At 72.3% G+C, this 23,612-nt stretch carries 21 protein-coding genes and 3 tRNA genes; 6 read left to right on the forward strand and 18 right to left on the reverse strand.

The window, feature by feature from the left end:
* Positions 1–30: 30 nt before the first annotated feature.
* The 6 genes from IF04_RS0100805 to IF04_RS0100830 all read right to left on the reverse strand — a co-directional run bounded on the left by IF04_RS0100805 (position 31) and on the right by IF04_RS0100830 (position 3,834).
* A complete protein-coding gene (locus IF04_RS0100805) occupies positions 31–351 on the reverse strand; it encodes a chorismate mutase family protein (protein WP_037957918.1) in 321 nt (106 codons plus the stop codon).
* Positions 352–448: 97 nt separating this feature from the next.
* The gene (locus tag IF04_RS0100810) at positions 449–1,333 is read right to left on the reverse strand and encodes a N5-glutamine methyltransferase family protein (RefSeq protein ID WP_245654232.1); all 885 of its coding nucleotides are present in this window, start codon (positions 1,331–1,333) and stop codon (positions 449–451) included.
* Positions 1,320–2,777 (reverse strand): NAD(P)/FAD-dependent oxidoreductase, encoded by a 1,458-nt coding sequence (locus IF04_RS0100815; protein WP_030249274.1) that lies wholly within the window; start codon positions 2,775–2,777, stop codon positions 1,320–1,322. The genes IF04_RS0100810 and IF04_RS0100815 overlap by 14 nt, the downstream gene beginning before the upstream one ends.
* A gap of 551 nt (positions 2,778–3,328) precedes the next feature.
* Positions 3,329–3,405: transfer RNA gene (locus IF04_RS0100820), tRNA-Ile, on the reverse strand.
* A 278-nt stretch (positions 3,406–3,683) separates the two neighbouring features.
* Positions 3,684–3,756: transfer RNA gene (locus tag IF04_RS0100825), tRNA-Asn, on the reverse strand.
* 5 nt (positions 3,757–3,761) lie between these two features.
* A tRNA-Asn gene (locus IF04_RS0100830) sits at positions 3,762–3,834 on the reverse strand.
* Between the two features lie 219 nt (positions 3,835–4,053).
* Between IF04_RS0100830 and IF04_RS0100835 the strand changes: the two genes are divergently transcribed.
* Both IF04_RS0100835 and IF04_RS0100840 read left to right on the forward strand, forming a co-directional pair.
* Positions 4,054–4,353 carry a hypothetical protein gene (locus IF04_RS0100835; protein WP_030249277.1) on the forward strand — a complete coding sequence of 100 codons (300 nt, stop codon included), beginning with the start codon at positions 4,054–4,056 and terminating at the stop codon, positions 4,351–4,353.
* 103 nt (positions 4,354–4,456) lie between these two features.
* The gene (locus IF04_RS0100840; protein WP_078599694.1) at positions 4,457–5,962 is read left to right on the forward strand and encodes an FGGY family carbohydrate kinase; all 1,506 of its coding nucleotides are present in this window, start codon (positions 4,457–4,459) and stop codon (positions 5,960–5,962) included.
* A gap of 34 nt (positions 5,963–5,996) precedes the next feature.
* Here the strand turns inward: IF04_RS0100840 and IF04_RS0100845 are convergent, their stop codons facing one another.
* The 6 genes from IF04_RS0100845 to IF04_RS0100870 form a co-directional block, all read right to left on the reverse strand.
* Positions 5,997–7,211, reverse strand: a complete 1,215-nt coding sequence (locus tag IF04_RS0100845) for an RNA polymerase sigma factor (RefSeq protein WP_030249283.1) — start codon at positions 7,209–7,211, stop codon at positions 5,997–5,999.
* A gap of 128 nt (positions 7,212–7,339) precedes the next feature.
* Positions 7,340–9,244 carry a DNA primase gene (gene dnaG, locus IF04_RS0100850; RefSeq protein ID WP_030249285.1) on the reverse strand — a complete coding sequence of 635 codons (1,905 nt, stop codon included), beginning with the start codon at positions 9,242–9,244 and terminating at the stop codon, positions 7,340–7,342.
* Positions 9,245–9,288: 44 nt separating this feature from the next.
* Positions 9,289–9,738, reverse strand: a complete 450-nt coding sequence (locus IF04_RS0100855; protein ID WP_030249287.1) for a GNAT family N-acetyltransferase — start codon at positions 9,736–9,738, stop codon at positions 9,289–9,291.
* Positions 9,739–9,748: 10 nt separating this feature from the next.
* Positions 9,749–11,014 (reverse strand): NAD(P)/FAD-dependent oxidoreductase, encoded by a 1,266-nt coding sequence (locus IF04_RS0100860; protein WP_030249289.1) that lies wholly within the window; start codon positions 11,012–11,014, stop codon positions 9,749–9,751.
* 182 nt (positions 11,015–11,196) lie between these two features.
* Positions 11,197–12,633, reverse strand: a complete 1,437-nt coding sequence (locus IF04_RS0100865; RefSeq protein WP_078599696.1) for a deoxyguanosinetriphosphate triphosphohydrolase — start codon at positions 12,631–12,633, stop codon at positions 11,197–11,199.
* Positions 12,630–13,457 (reverse strand): sirohydrochlorin chelatase, encoded by an 828-nt coding sequence (locus IF04_RS0100870; RefSeq protein WP_342668098.1) that lies wholly within the window; start codon positions 13,455–13,457, stop codon positions 12,630–12,632. Before IF04_RS0100870 ends, IF04_RS0100865 begins: the two co-directional genes overlap by 4 nt.
* 219 nt (positions 13,458–13,676) lie before the next feature.
* Between IF04_RS0100870 and IF04_RS0100875 the strand changes: the two genes are divergently transcribed.
* Positions 13,677–15,758 carry a molybdopterin oxidoreductase family protein gene (locus IF04_RS0100875; RefSeq protein WP_030249297.1) on the forward strand — a complete coding sequence of 694 codons (2,082 nt, stop codon included), beginning with the start codon at positions 13,677–13,679 and terminating at the stop codon, positions 15,756–15,758.
* 29 nt (positions 15,759–15,787) lie between these two features.
* On the opposite strand, the gene IF04_RS0100880 is transcribed toward IF04_RS0100875, so the two are convergent.
* From IF04_RS0100880 to cutA, 3 genes are all read right to left on the reverse strand, one after another.
* Positions 15,788–16,786 carry an adenosine deaminase gene (locus tag IF04_RS0100880; RefSeq protein WP_030249299.1) on the reverse strand — a complete coding sequence of 333 codons (999 nt, stop codon included), beginning with the start codon at positions 16,784–16,786 and terminating at the stop codon, positions 15,788–15,790.
* Between the two features lie 6 nt (positions 16,787–16,792).
* Positions 16,793–17,305 (reverse strand): gamma-glutamylcyclotransferase family protein, encoded by a 513-nt coding sequence (locus tag IF04_RS0100885; protein WP_051830543.1) that lies wholly within the window; start codon positions 17,303–17,305, stop codon positions 16,793–16,795.
* Positions 17,306–17,418: 113 nt separating this feature from the next.
* Positions 17,419–17,763: a divalent-cation tolerance protein CutA gene (cutA, locus tag IF04_RS0100890; protein WP_245654233.1), complete on the reverse strand. Its 345-nt coding sequence runs from the start codon at positions 17,761–17,763 to the stop codon at positions 17,419–17,421.
* A 161-nt stretch (positions 17,764–17,924) separates the two neighbouring features.
* Here cutA and IF04_RS0100895 point away from each other — a divergent pair, with 161 nt between their 5' ends.
* The gene (locus IF04_RS0100895; protein ID WP_030249307.1) at positions 17,925–18,254 is read left to right on the forward strand and encodes a cupin domain-containing protein; all 330 of its coding nucleotides are present in this window, start codon (positions 17,925–17,927) and stop codon (positions 18,252–18,254) included.
* Between the two features lie 106 nt (positions 18,255–18,360).
* Positions 18,361–19,002: a sensor domain-containing protein gene (locus tag IF04_RS38585; RefSeq protein ID WP_030249310.1), complete on the forward strand. Its 642-nt coding sequence runs from the start codon at positions 18,361–18,363 to the stop codon at positions 19,000–19,002.
* A gap of 42 nt (positions 19,003–19,044) precedes the next feature.
* Here the strand turns inward: IF04_RS38585 and IF04_RS0100905 are convergent, their stop codons facing one another.
* Together IF04_RS0100905 and IF04_RS0100910 are read right to left on the reverse strand one after the other, a co-directional pair.
* Positions 19,045–19,830, reverse strand: coding sequence for a TSUP family transporter (locus IF04_RS0100905; RefSeq protein WP_211259762.1), 786 nt, complete (start codon positions 19,828–19,830; stop codon positions 19,045–19,047).
* A 180-nt stretch (positions 19,831–20,010) separates the two neighbouring features.
* Positions 20,011–21,165 (reverse strand): RNA-guided endonuclease InsQ/TnpB family protein, encoded by a 1,155-nt coding sequence (locus IF04_RS0100910; protein WP_211259751.1) that lies wholly within the window; start codon positions 21,163–21,165, stop codon positions 20,011–20,013.
* A gap of 424 nt (positions 21,166–21,589) precedes the next feature.
* Here IF04_RS0100910 and IF04_RS0100915 point away from each other — a divergent pair, with 424 nt between their 5' ends.
* The gene (locus tag IF04_RS0100915; RefSeq protein ID WP_030249318.1) at positions 21,590–22,462 is read left to right on the forward strand and encodes an aldo/keto reductase; all 873 of its coding nucleotides are present in this window, start codon (positions 21,590–21,592) and stop codon (positions 22,460–22,462) included.
* 85 nt (positions 22,463–22,547) lie between these two features.
* On the opposite strand, the gene IF04_RS0100920 is transcribed toward IF04_RS0100915, so the two are convergent.
* Positions 22,548–23,567 (reverse strand): Lrp/AsnC family transcriptional regulator, encoded by a 1,020-nt coding sequence (locus tag IF04_RS0100920; protein WP_030249321.1) that lies wholly within the window; start codon positions 23,565–23,567, stop codon positions 22,548–22,550.
* Positions 23,568–23,612 lie beyond the last annotated feature (45 nt).

The raw sequence follows: 23,612 nt of genomic DNA on the forward strand, positions 1-23,612 counted from the left end.
GTTCTCCCAGTCGTGTGGCAGGGTCGCTGCCTACTTCGGTTCCTCACCCGCGATCACCAGGTCCTCGACGCGGCAGGTCTCGGCGATGATCAGATCGTAGAAACGCCGGATGAACGTCCGGTCGATCCCGTGCTCTTCGGCGAACCGCGCGGCTCGGTCCTGGACGGCGCCGATGCGGTGCGGCTGCATCATGGGGATGTCGTGCGCCCGCTTGTGCTCCGCGATCCGCACGCAGATCTCGATCCGTTCCCGCAGGGCGTCGCGCAGGCGGGTGTCGGTGGCATCGAGCTCGGCGCGCAGCGCCTCCAGGGTGTCCGAGGCGGGCTGGGACGTTGCCGGATCGTGCGTCACGGAGTCTCCTTGCTGAGGTGTCGAACGCTTGGCTATGGGGTGGGACGTTCCGGGCGGCGGCCCGGCGGCCCGGCCGGCCGGAACGTCCCGCCGGCGGTCAGCCGGTGCGGCGAGCCGTCGCGTGCAGCGGCCGGCCGTCCTGGTCCAGGTGGTCGGCGACGTCGGTGAACTCCCCCGACCCGCGGAGCAGCGCGGGGACCGTCTCCTCGTGGAAGTGGCCGTGCTCGATGACCAGCGCGCCGTGCGGGCGCAGCAGCCGGCCCGCCAGCCGCACCACGCCGCGGATCACGTCGAGGCCGTCACCGCCGCTGAAGATCGCCTGCCGCGGGTGGTGCTCGCCGTACTCGGGCAGCAGTTCGGTGCCCTCGGGCACGAAGGGCGGATTGGCCGTGACCAGGTCCACCCTGCCGGTCAGCGCTGCCAGCAGGTCCGGGTCGGTGACGTCCCCCTGGTGCAGGCGGACGGGGGTGTCGCCGGCCTCGGCCCGCCGGGCGGCGTTGCGCCGCGCCCAGTCGAGCGCATACGGGTCCAGCTCGACCGCGTGCACCTGTGCATCGGGCCGGGCGTGCGCCAGCGCCAGGGCGATCGCCCCGGAGCCCGTGCAGAGATCGACGATCACCGGCCGGGCGACCGGCGACAGGGCGTCCAAGGCGTGCGAGAGCACCCTCTCGCTGTGCACCCGCGGCACGAAGACACCCGGCGAGACTGCCACCTCGATGCCGCCGAGGACCGCGCGGCCGGTGAGGTGGCCCAGCGGGATGCGTTCCGCCCGCCGGGCCACCAGCGCGGCCAGCTCCTCGGCCTGCTTCTCGTCCGCTTCCGCGGCCGACCGCGGCCGGCCCGCGCCAGTACCGAGCACATGGGCGACCAGCGCCGCCGCGTCCCCTCGCGGATCCGGCACCCCCGCGGCGGCCAGTGTGCGCGCCGCCGCGTCGGCGAGGGCGCCCGCGGAACGCGGCGCCGCCCCGTCACTCACCGGCACGGCTCGCCGCGTAGTAGTCGCGCAGGGACTGGATGAGGTCCGGCCGCAGCCGGGAGGCGGCGAGCAGCTCCGGCGGCGGGGTGAACTCGGGGTCGAGCTCCTCGGCGAACTGGCTGTAGCCCTTCCGGAGGTAGTCCTCCATGATGTACGGCCACTCGATCGGGATGTTCCAGTCGTACTCGTAGCCGGTGGCGAGCATGTGCGTCACCGCCGTCTCGATGCTCTCCTCGCGGGTCAGCGCCTGGATCGGCGCCCGCCGGGGACGGAACATCTCCAGGTCGAGCTGCGGGGTCTCGCCCAGGATCCGCCGGGCCATCTCCTCGGCGAGCAGCGGGGACTGGTGCAGGCCGTCGCGGTAGGTGCCGGTCATCAGCCACAGTCCGCCGGGGCCGGCCTCGCCCAGCAGCGGGAAGCCGTCCAGGGGCACCGGCCGGTTGCCGACCTGGAGGCGCTCCAGGCCGCTCTCGGACAGGTCACGGCGCACCTGGTGGGTGGCACAGCCGAGCAGGAACAGCACATCGCTGAGGAGCGGTGTGGTGCGCGGCGTGGTGGAGATGATGTTGGTCGCCCCGATGTAGACCCGGCCCTGCGAGCGGGGCACGACGTGCAGTCCGCACGCGAAAGCGCGATTGGGAGTGCGAATGACGCTGTCCGGCGTCGTACCGTCCTCGGTCCCGACGAGCGCGGACACTCCGTATCCGCTGACCATGGGCGGAATACCGGCGGATATTTCGGGGACGGTGTCCAGGATGTGCTGAGTGGCCGCACCGGCGGCCAGTACGACATTGCCCGCCTGCAGCTCGCCACCGGATTTCAGCGTGACGCCGGTGGCTCTTTCCGCATTCTTCAGCAGCCCGCTGACGCTTTCGGGTACGACCGTGCCGCCGGCTTTGGTGAAGGCGGCCTGCAGTCGGTCCAGCAGCGCGTGGGAATTCACCGCGTGTTCATTGGTAATGAACATCGCCAGCTGCGGACGCGATCCCGGGTCCGGGTCCAGCCAAGCGATGTCCGACGGCGAAATGTCTTCGTACTTCTCACCGTACTCGTCCATCGCGGTGCGCATGGCCGCGTAATTGTCGTCGTCGATCTGCGGGATTCCGACGGTGTTCAGCATGACGATCGTGCCGTCGGCGCTGCGGATCTCGTCGCCGCCGACCTCGTCGTACAGCCGCGCCAGCCAGCCGTCCCAGAGCTTGGTCGCCCTGACGTCCATGTCCAGCTTGGTGCGCCCGTGCTCGCTCTTGAGCAGGGTCGTGGTCACCTCGCCGAAGCAGCCGAGCATCGCCCCCGCGGCGACCGAGGCGGCGGCCGGCCGGTGCGGCTCCCCCACGAGTGCGACGCGGAGTCCGCGCCGGGCAAGGACGAGAGCGAGCGACGAACCGAGCGCGCCGTTGCCGACGACCACGGCATCGAACGTGCTGCTTTCAACCTCAAGTGAAGACATAGCGGTACCCACTCCCCAGACCAAGTGCATCCACGAAAAGAAGAATTCCAGGAACGACTGGGCGTTCCAGAGGCCGCGCAGCGGTCAGCAAGCAGGCGTGAGTCATTGGAATTCACGTCCGCGCACATAGCGCAGCGGTAAGGAATACGGAAGCAGCGGACGGCCATTCAAAGAGCCGTCTTCCCCGGGTCACACCCCGGGGCTCGGTCAGACGCTTGCCCGTAGCGAAAAATTCATGAGGCGTAGGCCGGTCACGCCCCGTGCATCCCCCTCGTTCCCCCCGGCGAGTCCGGCTTCCCGACTCGCCTCAGCCGGAGAAATAGTGCAAGTGCCGCCACGCAACTGTCAACCTTCACTCCGCTATTTCTCCCGAAAACCCCGCCGCCTCGGCAAATCGATGCGGAATGGATAGTTCGGAATTAGGAATTCCAGTCGGGCGGACGGCCTCCGGACCGACGCCCCGGCAACGACGAAGGGCCGCCACGCGACATGCGTGGCGGCCCTTCGATGTGCTGCGCTCGCTGGTCAGATCGTTTCTGCTCAGCGCGCGGTGGTGGGGCGGGTGGGACTCGAACCCACGGCCGACGGATTATGAGTCCGCTGCTCTAACCGGCTGAGCTACCGCCCCCGTAACGGCGCGCCGCGCACATTTGTGCGCGCCGTCTGCCGCAGCATAGCCGCTCATACGATCTGCTGCCCGTGAGGGTGGGTGTCGAGCGCGGAGCGGCCGGCTGCGTGCGATCGTGAAGACTACGATCACCCACCGTTCGGTTCCACCCAGAGGATCACTCTTTGGAGTGGTCCGGGTGTTCGATTCGCGGCGGGCGCCCGGCGGCCGCGCCGGACACGAACCGGACGCGGAACCGGACATGAAAAAGGACCCCTCGCGGGGTCCTCTTCCTCCTGCTCCCCCGACTGGACTCGAACCAGTAACCCTCCGGTTAACAGCCGAATGCTCTGCCAATTGAGCTACAGGGGACTGCGCTCCCCCGACTGGACTCGAACCAGTAACCTGCCGGTTAACAGCCGGCTGCTCTGCCAATTGAGCTACAGGGGATTGCTCTGTGTGCCTCGAATGCACCCCGGTCCGGGCTCCCGGACGGCGTGCGCTCGCTGCGACACATACATTAGCGCAAGCAGGGGGGTGCTTTGCCAATCGGTATGCCCATGGGTGATCACCCGGGCCCCGGGTACCGGTGAGAGCAGTACAGCCAGCGGCTCGCCGCTTCGGCGGGAGGCACCCCGGAGCGGGACCGACAGACAGAGAGGTGGAGCGATGCGCTACCGGCTCACGTTCATCGCGGGACTGGCCATCGGATACGTGCTCGGCACCCGGGCCGGGCGGGAGCGGTACGAACAGCTGCGCAAGAGTGCGCAGCGGGTCGCGCAGAACCCCGCCGTCCGGAACACCGCCGAGTCCGCCGCGCAGACCGGCCGGCAGGCCGCGAACAAGGCGTACGACGCGGTTTCGGCCAAGGTTGGCGACAAGATCCCGAACTCCGTTTCGGACCGCGTCCGTTCGCTGCGCGAGCAGCGTTCCGGCACAGAGGACGACTGGGGCACCAGCAACACCTAGCGTGCCGCGCCCGCCGGACCGCCGGTCTCTGTGGGTCGCCACTGTGCGGCCCACGGAGACCGGCTTTCCGTAGCGGCCCCCGGATGCGGCATCATCAGGCCCTATGGGGATAGTCGCCGGGTTGGACAGCTCGTCCGCAAGTACACGCATCGTCGTCTGCGACACCGAAACGGGTGCCGTCGTCAGGCAGGGGTACGCCCCGCATCCTGACGGGAAGGGGCCCGATGTCGATCCGCAGATGTGGCTGATGTCACTCGGTGAGGCGGCCGCCGACGGGCTCCTGGAGGGCGTGCAGGCGATCGGCGTCTCGGCGCAGCAGCACGGCCTGCTCCCGCTGGACGCCGACGGTGCGCTGATCCGGCCGGCGCTCATGGGCAACGACAAGCGGGCGCAGAGCGCAGCGGCCGATCTGATCGACGCGCTCGGAGGGCGCTCGGCGTGGGCGGAGGGCGTGGGTTCCGTACCGCACGCCGCGCAGCCGGTGGCGAAGCTGCGCTGGCTGGCGCGCGCGGAGCCCGAGCACGCCGCCCGCGTCGCCGAGATCATGCAGCCGCACGACTGGCTGGTCTGGCAGCTCCTGGGGCGGCCCGCGCGGCGCACGACGGACCGCGGCGGCGCCTCGGGCACCGGCTTCTGGTCGGCGGCGAGCGGCGCGTACCGCCCGGACCTGGTCGAGCTGGCGCTCGGCCACCAGGTGCGGCTCCCCGAGGTGCTGGGCCCGGCCGACGCGGCCGGGGTGACGCCCGAGGGGCTGCTGATCTCCGCCGGTACGGGCGAGACGATGGCCGCCGCCTTCGGGCTGGGCGTGGGGACCGGGGACGCCGTGGTGTCGCTGGGCGCCTCCGGGTCGGTCTTCGGCATCCACCACGAGGCGCTGGCGGACTCCACCGGCACGATCACCTCCTTCGCCGACGCCACCGGCATGCATCTGCCGGTCGTCCACACCAGCAACGCCGTACGGGTGCTGCGCGGCATGGCCGAGGCGCTGGGGACGGATCTGGAGGGCCTGTCGGACCTGGCGCTGAAGTCGACGCCGGGCTCGTACGGGATGGTGATGCTGCCGTACCTGGAGGGCGAGCGGACGCCTCATCTGCCGCACACGGCGGGCTCCCTGCACGGACTGCGGCGGGAGAGCATGAAGCCCGAGCACATGGCGCGCGCCGCCGTCGAGGGCATGCTGTGCGGCCTCGCGGACGCGCTGGACGTACTGCGCGGGCGGGGCGTCCCGGTGCGCAGAGTGTTCCTGCTGGGTGCCGCGGCCGAGCTGGGTGCCGTACAGGCCGCCGCGCCCGCGCTGCTGGGCGCGCAGGTCGTGGTGCCGCAGCCGGCGGACTACGCGGCGGTGGGTGCCGCCCGGCAGGCGGCGTGGGCGCTGGGCGTCGCGCACGGTACGCACACGGCCCAGGAGCCGCCGCGCTGGCCGGCCGCGGCCTGCCAGGTCTTCGAGCCGGGCGAGGAGCTGGCCGTGGGGCAGGCGGTGCGGCAGCAGTACACGTCGGTACGGGAGGAGACCCACCCGGGCGCGTTCGCGGCGGCGACGGGCGGCCACGAGGCGGCCCCGAGCCCTGTGGGGAGCCCTGCAGCGAGCCAGGAGGCGGCCGAGGGCTGAGGGCCGCGGCGGGCGCCCCGCCCACGGTCCGGCCTCAGTCGAGGTAGCCGCGCAGCTGGTCGGCGAAGGCGTGGTCGCGGAGCTTGTTCAGGGTCTTGGACTCGATCTGGCGGATGCGCTCGCGGGTGACGCCGAAGATGCGCCCTATCTCCTCCAGCGTGCGCGGCCGCCCGTCGGCCAGGCCGTAGCGGAGCTGGACGACCTTGCGCTCGCGCTCGCCGAGCGTGGAGAGCACCGCTTCGAGGTGCTCGCGCAGCAGCAGGAAGGCGGCGGACTCCACGGGGGACGCGGCGTCGCCGTCCTCGATGAGGTCGCCGAGCGCGACGTCGTCCTCCTCGCCGACCGGGGCGTGCAGCGAGACCGGCTCCTGGGCGAGCCGCAGCACCTCGCTGACCCGCTCCTCGGGCAGGTCGAGCTGGGCGGCGACCTCCTGGGGCGTCGGTTCGTAGCCGCGCTCCTGGAGCATCCGGCGCTGGACCCGTACGACGCGGTTGATCAGCTCGACGACGTGCACCGGGACCCGGATCGTGCGGGCCTGGTCGGCGAGCGCGCGGGACATGGCCTGGCGGATCCACCACGTCGCGTACGTGGAGAACTTGTAGCCGCGGGCGTAGTCGAACTTCTCGACCGCGCGGATCAGTCCGAGGTTTCCCTCCTGGACGAGGTCGAGCATGGTCAGGCCGCGGCCGACGTACCGCTTGGCGACCGAGACGACCAGGCGCAGGTTGGCCTCGATCAGGCGGCGCTTGGCCATCCGGCCCAGTACCACCAGCTTGTCGAGGTCGACGGCGAGCTGGGAGTCCAGGTCGGGGGTGCCTGCGAGCTTCGCCTCGGCGAACAGGCCGGCTTCCACGCGGCGGGCCAGCTCGACCTCCTCGGCCGCGCTGAGCAGCGGGATGCGGCCGATCTCCCGGAGGTACTGCCGGAAGAGGTCGGAGGACGGGCCGCCCGCCTCGGGCCTGGCCTGCCGCTCCGGCGGCGGCTCCGGTGCCGGGTCCGGCTCTTCGGACAGCATCTCGGGGGCGGGCGGCTCGGCCTGCTGGGGCACGGTGGCGGCCGCGGCGTGCGGCGCGTCGGCGAGGCTCCGTGTCTGCACGGGGGCGACCTCCAGGGTGATCGCTGCTGAGGCGGCACAAAGGTCGGGTACGGCTGCGGCCGAGCCGCCGTCCGTCCCGTACAGCAGAAGCGGGTTGGCGTCGGACTCCGGGTCTGTACGTCCGGATCCGTCGCGCTCCGAGGACTCAGGCACCGTTCCTCAGTGTGGAGTACGACACACTCCCGCCACGAGGGGCGTGCGGCGACTTTTTGCCTTCAGTGGGTGACCAAGTGGTTACGCAGACAGTCCGGCCACCCCCGCCGAGCAGCGCCGCGCGTGCCTCAGAGGGCCGCGGCGCCGCGCTCGCGGAGGGCCTGGGCGTACTGCTCCAGCACCCAGAGCTCGTTCTGCAGGGCGGTGTACTGCTCGCCACCCGTACGCGGGTCGTGGCGCTGCAGCGCGCCGTGGATCTCGGCACAGCGCTGCCGGACGGCGGCCAGCCGGACGGCGACGAGCTGCACGCCCGCGTACATCTCGTCCGGGTCGCGGCGGGTGTGCAGCGGCTCGACGGCCAGCTCCGTGACCATCGAGCGGACCGTGTCGTCGGGCGCGGCCTCGCGGACGCGGGTGAGGAAGCCGGCGTCCGCCGCGGCCGTGCCGCCGGCGTCCTCGATGCAGCGCCGGACCACGGCGTACGGCGGCGCGGTGAACTCGTCGATGCCGTACGCGTCGAACGTCGGGGCGACCAGGTCGGGGCGCTGCAGGGCGAGCTTGAGCAGCTCGCGCTCGACGCGGTGCGCCGGGCTGCGGAGGTTCAGCGCGGGGCCCCGGGGGGCCTCGGGGGCCGCGGGCCGGGCGGGCTCGGCGCCGCGCCGCTGCGGCCTGCCCTGGGCCTCTCTCGGGTCCCTGCCGCGCTCGCGGGCCCAGCGGGCGAGCTGGGAGACGCGGCGGACGACGAACTGGGTGTCCAGGATGCCGAGCAGGCCGGCGAGCTGGACGGCCGTCTCGTGCTGGATGGAGCTGTTCTTGATGTTGGCGACGATGGGCGCCGCCTCGTCCAGCGCGGCGGCGCGGCCGACCGGGGTGGCCAGATTGTGCCGCGCGACGAGCTGGCGCAGCGCGAACTCGAAGAGCGGCGTACGGGACTCCACCAGGTCGGCGACGGCCTCGTCCCCCTTGGCCAGGCGCAGCTCACAGGGGTCCATGCCGCCGGGCGTGATCGCGATGGAGGTCTCGGCGGCGAACTTCTGGTCGTCCTCGAACGCCCGCAGCGCCGCCTTCTGGCCCGCCGCGTCGCCGTCGAAGGTGAAGACGACCTCGGAGCCGCTGTTGTCCATCAGCAGCCGGCGGAGGATCTTGATGTGGCCCTCGCCGAAGGACGTGCCGCAGGTCGCGATGGCGCTGCGGACACCGGCGAGGTGGCAGGCCATGACGTCGGTGTACCCCTCGACCACCACCGCGCGGTTCCCCTTGGCGATCTCCTTCTTGGCGAGGTCGATGCCGTACAGCACATGGGACTTGCGGTAGATCGGCGTCTCGGGAGTGTTGAGGTACTTCGGGCCGTTGTCGTCGTCCCGGAGCTTGCGGGCGCCAAAGCCGACGACCTCCCCCGCGATGTCGCGGATGGGCCACATCAGGCGGCCGCGGAAGCGGTCGATGGGGCCGCGGCGGCCGTCCTGGGAGAGGCCGGAGAGGATCAGCTCCTTGTCCGTGAAGCCGCGGCCGCGCAGGAAGCGGGTGAGGTGGTCCCAGCCGGCCGGGCTGTACCCCACACCGAAGTGCTGGGCCGCGGCCTGGTCGAAGCCGCGCTCGGCGAGGAACTTCCGGCCGATCTCGGCCTCGGGGCTGTCGAGCTGGTCGATGTAGAACTGCGCGGCCACCTTGTGCGCCTCGACGAGGCGGGTGCGCTCGCCCTGCTGGCGTCCGGGGGCGTACCCGCCCTCTTCGTACCGCAGCGTGATGCCCGCCTGGGAGGCGAGCCGCTCGATGGTCTCGGCGAAGGAGAGGTGGTCGACCTTCATGATGAAGTCGACGGTGTCGCCGCCCTCCTGGCAGCCGAAGCAGTGGTACAGCCCCTTGCTGGGGCTGACGTGGAAGGAGGGGGACTTCTCGTCGTGGAAGGGGCACAGGCCCTTCAGATTGCCGCCGCCGGCGTTCCTGAGCTGGAGGTACTCGGACACGACGGCGTCGATCGGGACCGCGTCCCGCACCGCCCGCACGTCGTCATCGTTGATCCTGCCTGCCACGCGAGAATTCTACGGGGAACCAGTGACAGTCCCGGGTTCGCGTCTCACCCCGCGGCGATCTTGAAGACGAAGCGGTGATGCGCGCCACTCGGCACGATCTCGAAGGTCGCGCCGTCCGTGGTGAAGCCCATCCGCTCGTAGAAGCCGCGCGCGGAGATCCGCCCGTTGCACCACACCAGCTCCGCGCCGCGGCGGGCCGCCTCCTCGATGCCCGCGCGCAGTACGGCGGCCCCGAAGCCCCGGCCGCGCGCCTCGGGCGAGCTGGCCATGCCGCGGAAGCGGTACGCGGGGACGGCCTCCTCGCCCGGCACCGGGTCCGGGAAGAAGGTCGCGCAGGCCGCCAGGGTGTCCCCGTCGTACGCCGCCATGTGGAAGACACCGGGGTCCGCGTCCTCCGGGTACAGCGCGGCCTCGGCGGGCAGCCCGGGGCGGAGCACCGACCTGCGCAGGTCGAAGATCTCCGCCCGCGGGACCGTCGTCGTACGGATCGCCATGGGGCGCACGCTACGCGAGGAACGACTCCAGCGGCACCGCCGGATCGGCCAGCGCCTCCGCGTCCAGGGCGCGCCCGGAGCGGATCATGGCCTGCAGCGGCTCGGTGACGTCCCACACATTGACGTTCATCGCGGCCAGCAGCCGGCCGCCGGCGTCCAGCCAGCAGGCGATGAACTCGCGCTTGCCGACGTCGCCCCGGAGCACGACCTGCTCGTAGGAGCCCGGTGGCGCGTATCCCGAGTACTCCAGGCCGATGTCGTACTGGTCGGAGAAGAAGTACGGGATGCGGTCGTAGCTGACCTCCTGGCCGAGCATGGCGCGGGCCGCCGCGGGGCCGCCGTTGAGCGCGTTGGCCCAGTGCTCCACGCGCAGCCGGGTGTCCAGGACCGGGTGCGCGGCCGCGGCCACGTCGCCGGCCGCGAAGATGTGCGGGTCCGACGTGCGCAGCGAGGCGTCCACGGCGATGCCGCCGCCCTGCGCGCGGTCCGCGAGGGCCAGCCCGGCCTGCTCGGCGAGGGCGGTGCGCGGCGCGGCGCCGATCGCGGCGAGCACGTCGTGCGCCGGGTGCTCCTCGCCGTCGTCGGTCTGCGCGGCCAGGACGACGCCGCCCTGCCCGGCGATCTCGGTGAGCGTGGCGCCGAAGTGGAAGCGGACGCCGTGCTCGCGGTGCAGCTCGGTGAAGAGCCCGCCGACCTCGGGGCCGAGGACGCCGTGCAGCGGGGTCGGCGAGGGCTCCACGATGGTGACCTCGGCGCCGTAGGAGCGGGCGGCCGCGGCGACCTCCAGGCCGATCCAGCCGGCGCCGGCGATCACGAGGTGGCCGTTGTCCCGGCCGAGGGAGGCCAGCACGCCGCGCAGCCGTTCGGCGTGCGCGAGGCGGCGCAGGTGGTGGACGCCGGCCAGGTCGGTGCCGGGGATGTCCAGGCGGCGCGGCTCGGCGCCGGTGGCCAGCAGCAGCTTGTCGTACGCGATGAGGGTGCCGTCACCGAGCCGTACCGTACGGGCGACCGGGTCCAGGGCCACGGCGGGCTGGCCGAGGTGCAGCTCGATGTCGTGGTTCGCGTACCACGTCGGCTCGTGCACGAAGACGCTGTCCCGTTCGGCCTTGCCGATCAGGAAGTCCTTGGAGAGCGGCGGCCGTTCGTACGGGTGGTCGCGCTCGTCACAGATGAGGATCACCCGGCCGCCGAACCCCTCCGACCGGAGGGTCTCGGCTGCCTTTGCCCCGGCCAGGCCACCGCCGACGATGACGAACGTCTGGTGTGCGTCGACCACTTGCTTCCTCCTCGCTGCGGCGCAGTGCGTCTGCGCCTTGAACGCCCCCCGTTCGGCCCCCGTTTGCGCCCCCGTTCGAAAAGCCATACCCCCGTTCGAGCCCATCAGCACGGCACGGCAGAGTTCGAGCGTCCCGCACAGAGCGTGATGGGGGAAGAGGGTAGGCCCTTGCTACGTCACCCTTAGTTGTCACGCGCGGGCGGACGACGCCGTTCTGTGTGACCTGGGGGGCGGGTGAGGCGGGCGTGCAGGGTGCGCGCCGAGGCGTCCGTGAGGGCCGCGATCTGGTCGATGACGGCGCGCATTCGTGCGGTGTCGTCCCCGGCGCCGTCGAAGAGCGAACGGAACTGCGGGTCGAGGCCGTCCGGGGCGCGCGCGAGCAGCGCCTCGGCCAGCTCCGCGATGATCACCCGCTGTTCGGCCCGCAGCGCCTCCTGGTCGGGGCGCTGCATCACGTACCGGTCGGCGACCGCCTTCAGTACGGCGCATTCGAGGCGGGCCTCCTCGGGGACGACCAGCTCGGCCCGGTACCGGGTGAGCCGCCCCGTACCGTACGCGTCGCGGGTGGCGGCTTCGGCGGCGAGACAGAACCGGCCGATCAGCTGGCTCGTGGCGTCCTTCAGGCGCGCCTGGGCGACCGCGGAGCCGTCGTAGCCGTGCGGCCACCACTCCTGCTCCAGCAGCCGGTCCAGGGCCGCGCCCAGCTCCGCGTCGCCGGCGCCGGGCGCGTACCGGTCGGCGGCCACCGCGAAGATCTCGGCGCGCTCGGGGGCCGCGTACAGCACGGCCGGGTCCAGGTGCCCGGCGTGCAGCCCGTCCTCCACGTCGTGCACCGAGTACGCCACGTCGTCGGACCAGTCCATGACCTGTGCCTCGAAGCTGCGCGCGCCTTCGGGGGCGCCCTGCCGCAGCCACCGGAAGACGGGCAGGTCGTCCGCGTAAACCCCGAACTTGCGCGAACGCGGGTCCTCGGGGTGCCCGCCGCGCCCCCAGGGGTACTTGGTCGCCGCGTCCAGGGCGGCGCGCGTGAGGTTGAGGCCGACGCTGACGACGCGGCCGTCGTCGGCGGTGATGAACCGTTTCGGCTCGAGCCGGGCCAGCAGCCGCAGGGACTGCGCGTTGCCCTCGAAGCCGCCGCAGGGCGCGGCGACTTCGTTCAGCGCCTGCTCGCCGTTGTGCCCGAAGGGCGGGTGGCCCAGGTCGTGCGCCAGGCAGGCGGTCTCGACCAGGTCCGGGTCGCAGCCGAGTGCCGCGCCCAGCTCCCGCCCCACCTGCGCGCACTCCAGGGAGTGCGTGAGCCGGGTGCGCGGGGTCGCGTCCCAGGCGTGCGCGCCGGTACCGGACGCGGCGACGCCGGGCGTGACGACCTGGGTCTTGCCGGCCAGTCTGCGCAGCGCGGCGGAGTGCAGCACCCGCGCGCGGTCCCGCTGGAACGCCGTACGGCCGGGACGCTTGTCCGGCTCGGCACCCCAGCGCTCGATGTCGGCGTCGTCGTACGCGGCGCCGTACCGGTCACCGTTGTACAGATCGTTGTCGTACGAGGTGCCCACGGGCCGCCCGGCACGGTGCGCCGCGCGGCCTGCCCGTGGTTCTGGTGAGTTGGGGGTCGTACCCGTCATACCGCGACGGTAGCCGCACCGGCCCCCTCTCGGTCGGAAGCGGTACGCGAGCGGAGCGACTGGTCGTAGCGGTGCAGGACGAGCCGGGCGAGGGCCGGGTGGTCGCCGAGGGGTGCGGCGGCGGGCCCGAGGACGGCGGCGGAGGCGGTGGCGAAGCGGCCGGGCGCGGTGAAGTACGAGGCGAGGACGGGGCGCAGGCCGCGCGTCCGCAGGGCCGCGGCGGCCTCCTCCACGGTGGCCCCTGCGCCCGCCGCGTAGCCCGGTACGACGGGCACGCCGCCCAGCCGTACGGAGAGCAGCCGGGCGGTGCGTTCGGTGTCGGTGGCCGATTCCGGGTCCCGCGAGCCGGCCGCGGCCAGGACTATCCCCGTGCCGGGCGCCTCCGGCCGCGTCCCGCCCTCCGCCAGCCGGTCGTGCAGTGCCTCGGCGAGGAGGGAGTGCGGCCCGAGCGGCGCCGCGATACGGGCTCTGGTCCGTGGCGCGGCGCCGGCCATCGCCGGTATGTCCGACTTGGTGTGGTAGCCGCGGCTCAGCAGCAGCGGCACGAGGACCGCGTCGCCGTCCAGCCCGGCCAGCGTGTCGGGCAGCAGCGGCTCGTTCAGTTCGATGTGCCCGAGGCGTACCGGGAGGCCGGGGCGCAGGGTGCGTACCCGGTCCAGCAGCGCGGTGACGGTCTCCAGGGCGCGGGGATCACGGCTTCCGTGGGCGACCGCGACGAGCGTCGGCGGCGTCGGTGTACTGGCGGGGCCGCACGGCAGGGTGCGGCGGCTGTGGAGTCTGACCCGGCTGAGCTGGGTGCTGAGCTGTGTGGTGATCTCTGTCATGAGCTGCGCCGTACTGTCGAAGGGAACCGCTGCGGGAAGGTGCGCGTTCGACGCCGTCATGGAGGGAGCCTGGCAGCGGAGAGTTGCCGCAGCGTTGCGCAGGGGTGACGAGTCGTTTCTCCGCCCTCACGGGTTCGGCCGCGCTTCGGGGAGGGACCCGTGCCGGGCATGTAACACCAGGGGGCGGCGGCGGAAACGCGCGCGTTGCACCGTGACCGTATGAACGCCGACGTCACGACCGGCACGGTCGACACGCACTGTCCGTACTGCTCCCTGCAGTGCGGAATGTCGCTGCGCCCGGAGCAGGGCACGGTACAGGTGGTCGAGCGCCCGGACTTCCCCGTGAACCGGGGGGCGCTGTGCGGCAAGGGCCGTACCGCCGCCGAGGTGCTCGACCAGCGGGTACGGCTGACGGAACCGCTGGTCAGGGACGGTGGGACGCTGCGCCCCGCCACCTGGGACGAGGCCCTGGACCGGGTCGCCGCGGGACTGGACAGCGCGCGGACCGTATACGGGAACGACGCGGTGGGCGTCTTCGGGGGCGGCGGCCTGACCAATGAGAAGGCGTACGCGCTGGGCAAGTTCGCGCGGGTCGCGCTCGGCACCTCGCAGATCGACTACAACGGCCGGTTCTGCATGTCCTCGGCGGCCGCGGCGCACGGGCGCGCGTTCGGCCTCGACCGCGGCATGCCCTTCCCGCTGGCGGACGTGGCCCGTACGGGGTGCGTGATCCTGGTGGGCTCCAACCTCGCCGAGACCATGCCGCCCGCGCTGCGCTACCTGACCGAACTGCGCGAGAACGGCGGCAAGCTGATCGTCGTCGACCCGCGCCGCACGAAGACGGCCGAGGCGGCCGACCTGCACCTCGCCCCGCGCCCCGGGACCGACCTCGCGCTGGCCCTCGGGTTGCTGCACCTCGTCGTCGCCCAGGGCCGTACGGACGAGGCGTTCATCGCGGAGCGCACCACCGGCTGGCCCGAGGCGCGGGCCGCCGCGATGGCCCACTGGCCGGAGCTGGTGGAGCGGATCACGGGCGTGCCGGTGCCGGAACTGCGCGAGGCCGTCGCGCTGTTCTGCGACGCCGCCTCCTCCATGGTGCTCACCGCGCGCGGCCCCGAACAGCAGGCCAAGGGCACCGACACGGTGGGCGCGTGGATCAATCTGTGCCTGGCCACGGGCCGGGCCGGCCGGGAGCTGTCCGGGTACGGCTGCCTGACCGGCCAGGGCAACGGCCAGGGCGGCCGCGAGCACGGTCAGAAGGCCGACCAGCTCCCCGGCTACCGCAAGCTCGACGACCCGGCCGCCAGGGAGCACGTGGCGGCCGTCTGGGGCGTCTCCCCGGACAGCCTGCCGGGCCCCGGCCGCAGCGCGTACGAACTGCTGGACGCGCTCGGCACCGATGTACGCGCGCTGCTCCTGATGGGCTCCAACCCGGTCGTCTCCGCGCCGCGCGCAGCCCACGTGGAGGAGCGCATCCGTTCGCTGGACTTCCTGGCCGTCGCGGACGTGGTCCTCTCGGAGACAGCGGCGCTGGCCGACGTCGTGCTGCCGGTGACGCAGTGGGCGGAGGAGACCGGCACGACGACGAACCTGGAGGGCCGCGTACTGCTGCGCCGCCGCGCCCTGGACCCGCCGCCCGGTGTCCGCTCGGACCTGGCGGTGCTGAACGGGCTGGCGGCGCGGCTGGGCCACGAGAAGGGCTTCCCCGCCGATCCGGAGGAGGTCTTCGAGGAGCTGCGCCGTGCCTCGGAGGGCGGCGCGGCGGACTACTCCGGGATCAGCTACCGCCGCATCGCCTCGGAGGACGGCGTCTTCTGGCCGTGCCCCGAAGAGACGCACCCGGGAACCCCTCGCCTCTTCCTGGACCGGTTCGCCACTCCGGACGGCCGGGCCCGCTTCGTACCGGTCTCGCACCGCGCGTCCGCGGAGGAGGCCGACGCCGAGTACCCGGTACTGCTGACCACCGGGCGGGTGCTGGCGCAGTACCAGTCGGGCGCGCAGACCCGGCGCGTGGCGGAGCTGAACGCCGCGGCGCCCGGCCCCTTCGTGCAGATCCACCCGCTTCTCGCGGAGCGGTACGGGATCGGGGAGGGCGACCGGGTCGCGGTGGAGTCCCGGCGCGGCCGGGCCGTGGCCCCCGCCCGGCTGACCGGCACCATCCGCTCCGACACGGTCTTCATGCCGTTCCACTGGCCGGGCGAGGGCCGCGCCAACACCCTCACCAATCCGGCCCTGGACCCCACCTCCCGGATGCCGGAGTTCAAGGTCTGCGCGGTCCGGCTGTCCCGGGTCGCCGATTAACGGCACAGCACCCAACGGCACAGCACCGCTCACCGGCCGTGCGCGTCGACCTCCTTCAGGTACGCGGCGCGCGTCGCCTCGTCCAGGAACGACGCCGTGAACGAATTACGGGCCAGCGTGCGCAGCGTCTCCTGGTCCAGCCGCAGCGCGTCCCGTACGGCCGTGAAGTTGTCGTGCGCGTACCCGCCGAAGTAGGCCGGGTCGTCGGAGTTGACGGTCACCAGCAGGCCCGCGTCCAGCATGGCGGGCAGCGGGTGGTCGGCCAGGTCGTCGATCACCCGCAGCCGGACGTTGGACAGCGGGCAGACGGTGAGCGGCACCTGCTCGACGGCCAGCCGCGCCACCAGGTCCGCGTCCTCCATGCACCGCACCCCGTGGTCGACCCGGTCCACCCCGAGCACGTCCAGCGCCTCCCACACGTACGCGGGCGGCCCCTCCTCACCGGCGTGCGCCACGCACTTCAGCCCGGCCTCCCGCGCGAGCGCGTACACCTCGCGGAACTTCGACGGCGGGTTGCCGACCTCGGCGGAGTCCAGCCCGACCGCGGTGATCCGGTCCAGGTACGGGCGCGCCGCCTCGAAGGTCTCCAGCGCCGACTCCGCGCTCTCGTCCCGCAGGAAGCACATGATGAGCCGGGTCGTGATGCCGTAGGTCTCCTGGGCGGCGTCCAGGGCCCGTCCCAGGCCCTCGATGACGGTCCCGATGGGCACGCCGCGCGCGGTGTGCGCCTGCGGATCGAAAAAGATCTCCGCGTGCCGCACGCCCTGCTCCTTGGCGCGCGCGAGATAGGCGTTCGCAAGATCGGCGAAGTCCTCCTCGGTCCGCAGCACGGCCATCAGCGCGTAGTACAGATCCAGGAACGACTGCAGATCGCTGAACGAGTACGCGCGCCGCAGCTCCTCCTCGGAGGCGTACGGCAGCTCGACACCGTTGCGCTCGGCAAGCGCGAACGCCAGCTCGGGCTCCAGCGTGCCCTCGATGTGCAGATGCAGCTCGGCCTTGGGGATCGGGGGGTGAGCGGTGGTCATGTCGGCTCAGGCACCTTCCTGTGCGGTGGCGGCGAAGGCGCGGCCTTCGTTGGCGGCGACGCCGGGGCCTACAGGGCCCGCGGCACGTCGGCCGGTGGCGAGCCAGTCGCCACCGGGGACCGGGGTGCCGGCGGCGCGGAGGCGGTCGGCCAGGGGTTCGGCGGCGAGGTACACCCAGGCGCGGATCGTGCTGCCGTCCGGCAGGACCGCCTCGCACACGACCCGGTCGTAGTCGTTGTCCGGCGCGCCCGGGGTGTAGCCCTCCAGCCGGTCCAGGACCGCCAGCACCTCGTCGTACGCGCCTTCGGCGGGCGTGATGACGTGGCCGTGGACCACCGCGTCCGAGGAGCCCGTGATTGCGTACGGATAGCCGGGCCCGTCGTACAGCAGCGCCCCGTGGATCAGCGCCGGCTGCTCCGCCGCGGTGCGGCCACGCAGCGCCCAGGCGTGATTGGCCTCTCCGGGGCGCAGCGTCCCGTAGACGAAGAAGGGCAGCCGCTCGGCGGGCCGGTCACTCATGGGTCGTTCTCCTCGTGTTCGTTCTTCCCACTTGCAACCATGCCAGGCCGCTGCGCTCCGCTGACGGGGAGGTCGGGAAGACGACGAGGAAACCGCTACCGACGAGGAAACCGCTACCGCGTCTCCTCCTGGATCCACGCCAGGTAGTCGGCGGCGCCGTGGACGATCGGGGTCGCGATGATCTCCGGGGTGTCGTAGTCGTGGGCACCGCGGAGGTACTCCTCCAGCTCCTGGTAGCGGCTGCCGGTCGTCTTGAGGAGTACCTGCCACTCCTCGCTGGTCTCGATGCCGCCGTCCCAGCGGTACACCGAGGTGACCGGCGCGCTGACCTGGGCGCACGCCGCCAGGCGCGCCTCGATCGCGCCGCGGGCCAGCGCCTCGGCCTTCTGCGCCGCGTCGGTCGTCGTCAGCACGGTCAGGAATGCGGGCGGTGCGGTCTGCTCGGGCAGGTCGGTCACGGGAACGGTCCTTTTGGGTCGCGGACGGGCGGGTACCTGATCCTTCCGCATCCACGGGTACCACGGCGCGCCGATGACTTGCGGCGCCCGGCGCACCCGCGAGGATGGGGACAGGAGCACGCCACCGGACCGCCGCACGTCCGCGACCGAAGGGCCCCCTCATGGACGACCTCACCGCCCTCGCCCGCCAGCAGCTCGACGACGCCAAGGCCGACCCGCACGGCCGCAGCGCGCGGCTCTTCCTGCACGACGGGCCGCTGCGGCAGACCGTGATCGCGCTGGTCGGCGGCGCCTCGCTGGACGAGCACGTCTCGCCGCCGGCCGGCAGCATGCAGATCCTGCACGGGCACGTGCAGATCACGACGGACCACGGCAAGCAGGACATGATCGCCGGGCAGGTCGCACAGATCCCGCGCGAGAAGCACGGGGTGACGGCCGTGGAGAACTCCGCCGTACTGCTGACCTCGGTGACGCACGTCGACGGGATGTGAGCACGGCGCGCATCGACGGCATGTGAGCACGGCGGGCGGCACAACCTTCGCCCCGTTCCGGCGGTCTTACTGACGAGAGTTCCGTTACGGGGGAAAGGTCTCGTCCATGCGCATCCGTTCCGTACGCCGCCGATCCGTCCGCCGCCGTGCCGCGCTCACCGCCGCCGCGGCCGTGCTGGCCGCCACCGCCGTCGGCGCGACCGCGGCCGTCGCCGCCCCGGCCGCCACCGCACCGCCGCGCTTCCTCGCGCCGGGCGAGCTCCCGCCGCACGCGTCCTCGCCCTGGTACGCCTCGAAGGTCACGCCAGGGCTGCCGGACCCGGAGCCGTTCTGCCTCGACGGGGGCGTGGTGCCCGGCGGCGCCGGCACGTACCACCGGAGCTTCCACACCGAGTACGACACGGGCGCTGTGCAGGTCAGCGTGGTGACGTCCAGCGACGACAGCGCGCAACGGCTGGCCGCGAAGCTGCGCCAGAAGGTCGCGCGCTGCGCCGGCGACTGGCTGCACGACAAGCCCGGCGGCACCGCGTCCTGGAAGGACTACGGCACGGTCACCGCGGCGGACGGCGGCCGGGTGTACGGCATCCACACCTCGATCCCCGAGTCCGAGCCGGGCATCCACCTCTTCGGCGTGGGCCGCTCGGGCCGTACGGTCACGGTCGTGCAGTGGGGCGAGATGGGCACCTTCGAGCACGCGCCGGTACCGGCCTTCAAGGCCACCCTCCGTCAGGCCCTCAACAAGCTCTGAGCCCACAAGCTCTGAGCGCCTGCCGGATCCGGAAACCGCGGCTCAGGCCAGCCACTGGTCGTACGCCATCGAGCACAGCAGCCCCGCGACGACCACGACCAGCACGCCGCGCACGAATCCGGCGCCCTTCTTCAGCGCCATCCGGGCGCCGGCCGTGCTGCCCGCGAGGTTGAACGCCGCGAGCAGCGCGCCCAGCCCCCACAGCACGGTGCCCTGGTACGCGAACATCGCCAGGGCACCGAGGTTGGTGCAGACGTTGACGACCTTCGCCGTGGCCGACGCGGTCACCAGGTCCATGTGCAGGATCGCCGCCAGCGCGATGACCAGGAACGCGCCGGTGCCGGGCCCGACCAGCCCGTCGTAGAAGCCGATGCCGAGCCCGGCGATCAGCACGGCGGCGATCACCCGCTGCCGGGTCACCGGGCCCGAGGGCGCGGGCGCGGTCCCGAAGGACGGCCGGAGCAGCACGAACGCGAGCACACCGACCAGCACGATCATGATCAGCGGGCGCAGCACCGCGCTGTCCAGCCCGGCCGCGAGAAAGGCACCACCCAGCGAACCGCCCGCCGCCGCCAGCCCGATGCGCACCGCGGACGGGACGTCCAGCGGCGTCTTGCGGACGTACGTGATGGCCGCGCCCGTAGTGCCGACCACCGCCGCCGACTTGTTGGTACCGAGCACAAAGGCGACCGGTACGTGCGGGAGACCGACGAGCAGCGCGGGCAGCAGGATCAGCCCGCCACCGCCCACCACGGCGTCGATCCAGCCGGCGGCCAGCGCGGTCAGGCAGAGCAGGAGCAGGGTGGTCATGGATATGTCAGGCACCAGGTGATCTTATGGACCACCGGCCGTTCCGGGGTGGCGAGTTGTGGACCTGGGGGATCTAAGGTGTCACCTTCTCGGTCGTGAACGGTCGAGCTTGTGCACTCGGTCGTTCACACCTCGTCGCGCTCCCGACTGCCCCCTACGACAGGACGGTCACGGGTCGCATCCACCCAGTCCCTTGGCTCAAGGGACGGATGCGGGTGCGGTGACGAACACCCACGCCGAGCGTGCGCGGTCGCGCACATTGACCCCGGCGACGACATCGGCCGGGCCAACGAGCCCGCACCGACGACAGCGGAAATGGTCCCGATCGGGCCGGTTGGCCCGCCCGGTATGCCCGCAGCGCGGACAGCGCTGCGAGGTGTAGGCCGCATCCACCTCCAGGAAGGGCACCCCGGCCATACGGGCCTTGTACGCGAGATGCTGCCCGAGCTGGCGGAAGGGCCAGGACGAGAGCGTGCCCCGCTGGTCGCGGCGTAGCCGTACCCGGTCGCGGATGCCGCCGAGTTCCTCGACGGCGATCCCGCGCCCGGTGCGTTGCGCGACGGACACGATCTCCTTGCTGATGACGTGGTTCACCTGCGTGGCATGGCGCTTCTCCTTGCATGCGCGGCGGGCCAGCCGCCGGGTGGCCGAACGAGTGCGCTTGGCCTGCAGTTCGGCACGTTTGCGGGCCTGCCAGCGCCGGTAGCGGCCCAGACGGCGACCCTGGTAATTCGTACCCCCGCTGGTGGTGGCCAAGTTCACGATGCCGCGGTCCACCCCGATCCAGTCCACCGGCTCGTACACCGGCGGGTCGGGCAACTCACAGGTGGCAATCAGGAACCACTTGCCGTCACGCCGGATCAGGTCGCTCTCGCCCTTGCGATGAGCGACCAGCACCTTGAGCTGGCCGGGCGAGCAGGCGAACCGGACCGCCTTCAGCCGCCCGTCCACCGTCCAGATGGACACCGTGCGCGCGTCGTACTGCCACGACAGGCAGCGGTCATCGAACGGCTGCGCCGCCTCCGGACGGAAGGCGATGGGGGCACCGACCGCCCGGCGGTGCCGCTTGGATGTGGGCGGGCCGAGGTTGCCCGCCTTCAGGTTGGCCTTCAGGGCCGAGTAGGCGTCCACGACCTTCTTCACCGCCCGTACCGCCGGCTGCGCCGACAGCCCGAACGTCGCCTTCAGGTCCCCGTACACCTGTTTCTGCAGACCGTTGCGGTCCTTCAGTCCCTTGGCGAAGGCGACGGCGGAGGCATGGGTGGCGGCCCGGTTGCAGGCGCGCAGAGTCGCCTCCAGCGCCGCCGCCTGCTCGGGCGTCGGCAGCAGCTTCACCTGCACCACCAGCTTCATGACATCGGACCGTAGTACGGCAACCGCACACGCGACCGCCACGTCCTCCACGATCATCAGACCCAGCGACTTCCTGGACGGTTGTTCGCAGTTCCCAGCTCCGACGGGCAGACGCGGCGAACGCTTTGCGTTTGCGGGAGAGCGGATGCCGCGACGCTCGCATCGCTGGGACGAGAGGCGTTTCCTCAGCAAGACGCACCGGCTTCCGGCAACAGCCAGGTGACCTGGTGAAGCTGCTTGCCTCCATGCAGAAAAGGACCTGGACGGGCCTGCCAGGTTCGTCGCTCCGCTAGCCTCTGATCGACAACAGCGAAGCCCCGTCAATGACATCTCATCAACGGGGCGACCTGCAAAAACCAACCCGGCTCGCGTCGAACCGCTGATACGTGAATGCCAGGGCATCCTCGCCAGAGACAGGTAAGTCATGGACTCCGAGATATTTTCCCCGGCCCAGACCTTCTCCCTGGGTGGCGGGCTGCCGGTGCGGCGGCTCGGGTACGGCACGGCGCAGCTCGCGGGACCGGGGTACTGGGGTCCACGGCACGCCGACCCGCGGGACGCGGTGGCGGTGCTGCGGCGCGCGGTCGAGCGCGGCGTGAACTTGATCGACACCGCCGACAACTACGGCCCCGCCGTGGCCGAGGAGTTGGTCGCCGAGGCGCTGCACCCGTATCCCGAGGACCTGGTGATCGCCACCAAGGGCGGCGTGGTCCGTACGAGCACGGACGCCTGGCACATCGACGGGCGGCCCGAGTCGCTGCGCGCCATGTGCGACGCGAGCCTGCGGCGGCTGCGCCGGGAGACCATCGACCTGTATCAGCTGCACCGGCTGGACCCGAAGGTGCCGCTCGCCGACCAGATCGGCACGCTGCTGGAGCTGCGGGACGCGGGCAAGATCCGGTACCTGGGCCTGGACACGGTCCGCCCGGCGGAGCTGACCGCCGCGCTGGCGCTGGCCCCGATCGCCTCCGTGCAGAACCGCTACAACCTCCTCGACCGCGGCTCGGAGGAGCTGCTGGGGCTGTGCGAGCGGCACGGGATCGCGTTCCTGCCGTGGTTCCCGCTCGGCAACGGCGGGCTGACCGGCGGCGCCGCGCGCGCCCTGGACCTGGTCGCGGAGCGGCACGGCGCGAGTCACGGCCGGATCGCGCTGGCCTGGCTGCTGCACCGCTCCCCCGTCCTGCTGCCCACGCCCGGTACGGGGTCGCTCGCGCACCTGGAGGAGAACCTCGCGGCCGCGGACCTGGTCCTCAGCCCGGCCGACATGAAGCTGCTGGAGGACGCGGCGGACCGCTAGCCACCGACCAGGGCGGCGGACCGCTGGCCACCGGCCGGAGTGGCCGACCGCCAGCCACCGACCAGGACCGCGGACCGCGGAGATCTCACTCCGCCCAAGGATCCACCGGCACCACATCCACCCCCCGCCCCCGGTCATCCAGCGCCCGCCCCATCAGCTTGGACTGCTTCAGGACGATCGCCCGGTCGTGGAGCTGGAGGTGCGGCAGCCGCTCGCCGAGCTGGATCTCCAGCCGCTGCACGTCCTGGGTGGACTGCAGCCAGAGCGTGAACAGCAGGTTCTGCCGGCCGGTGACGGCCGCGCAGAGCCGCACCTCGGGCAGGCCCAGCAGGACCCGCGCGGTCTCCGTCAGATGGGTGGCCGGCACGCTCGCCCACAGGGTCGCCGAGACCGGCCACTCGGTCAGCTCGCGGGCCACCTCGCAGCGCACCGCGATGTCCCGGTCCGCGAGCAGCCGACCGAGCCGGCGCCGCACCGTGGGCGCGCTCAGCCCGACCGCGCGCCCGAGCTCCACGGCGCTCCCCCGGCCGTCCCGCGACAGCTCGGTGATCAGCGCCCTGTCCTGCGCGTCCAGCGGCGCGGCGGCGCCCTGCGGCGCCTCGGCGGTGCGCAGCGCCTCGCGCTGCCGGGCGTCCAGGGCCCGCAGCCGCCAGCGGCTGCCCTCGCCGTAGACGCGGGTGGCGATGGCGGCGCGGGTGGCGGTGACGCCCGGCAGCTCGGCGATGCGCCGCAGCAGCAGTCCGGAGAGGGCGGCGAGGCCCGGTACGAAGACGGTGATGACCAGGTCCCGGCCGCCGGCCATCTGCTCGACGGTGACCACCTGCGGCAGCCGTACGAGCGTCTCGGTGACCGCCTCGACGCTGCCTGCCACACAGTCGATCTCGACGAACGCCACGCACATCCGGTCCAGCCGCCGCGCCCCCGGATAGGCGGTGACCCAGGCCAGCCCGGCCTGCTCCAGGCGGCTCCAGCGGCGGGCCGCGGTGACCGGATCGATGCCCAGTACCGGGGCGAGCGTCTGCCACGAGGCGCGCGGCGCGATCTGCAGGGCGTGGACGAGCTGGGCGTCGAGCCCGCTCAGGCTGGTAGGCGCGTTTTCCTGCATTGGTCACCGCTTCCTCGAAGCTTTCCTGCGTTCTGAGGGTAATCC

Origin of the sequence: Streptomyces violens (genome assembly GCF_000717745.1) — a bacterium.
GTDB classification, from domain to species: domain Bacteria; phylum Actinomycetota; class Actinomycetes; order Streptomycetales; family Streptomycetaceae; genus Streptomyces; species Streptomyces violens.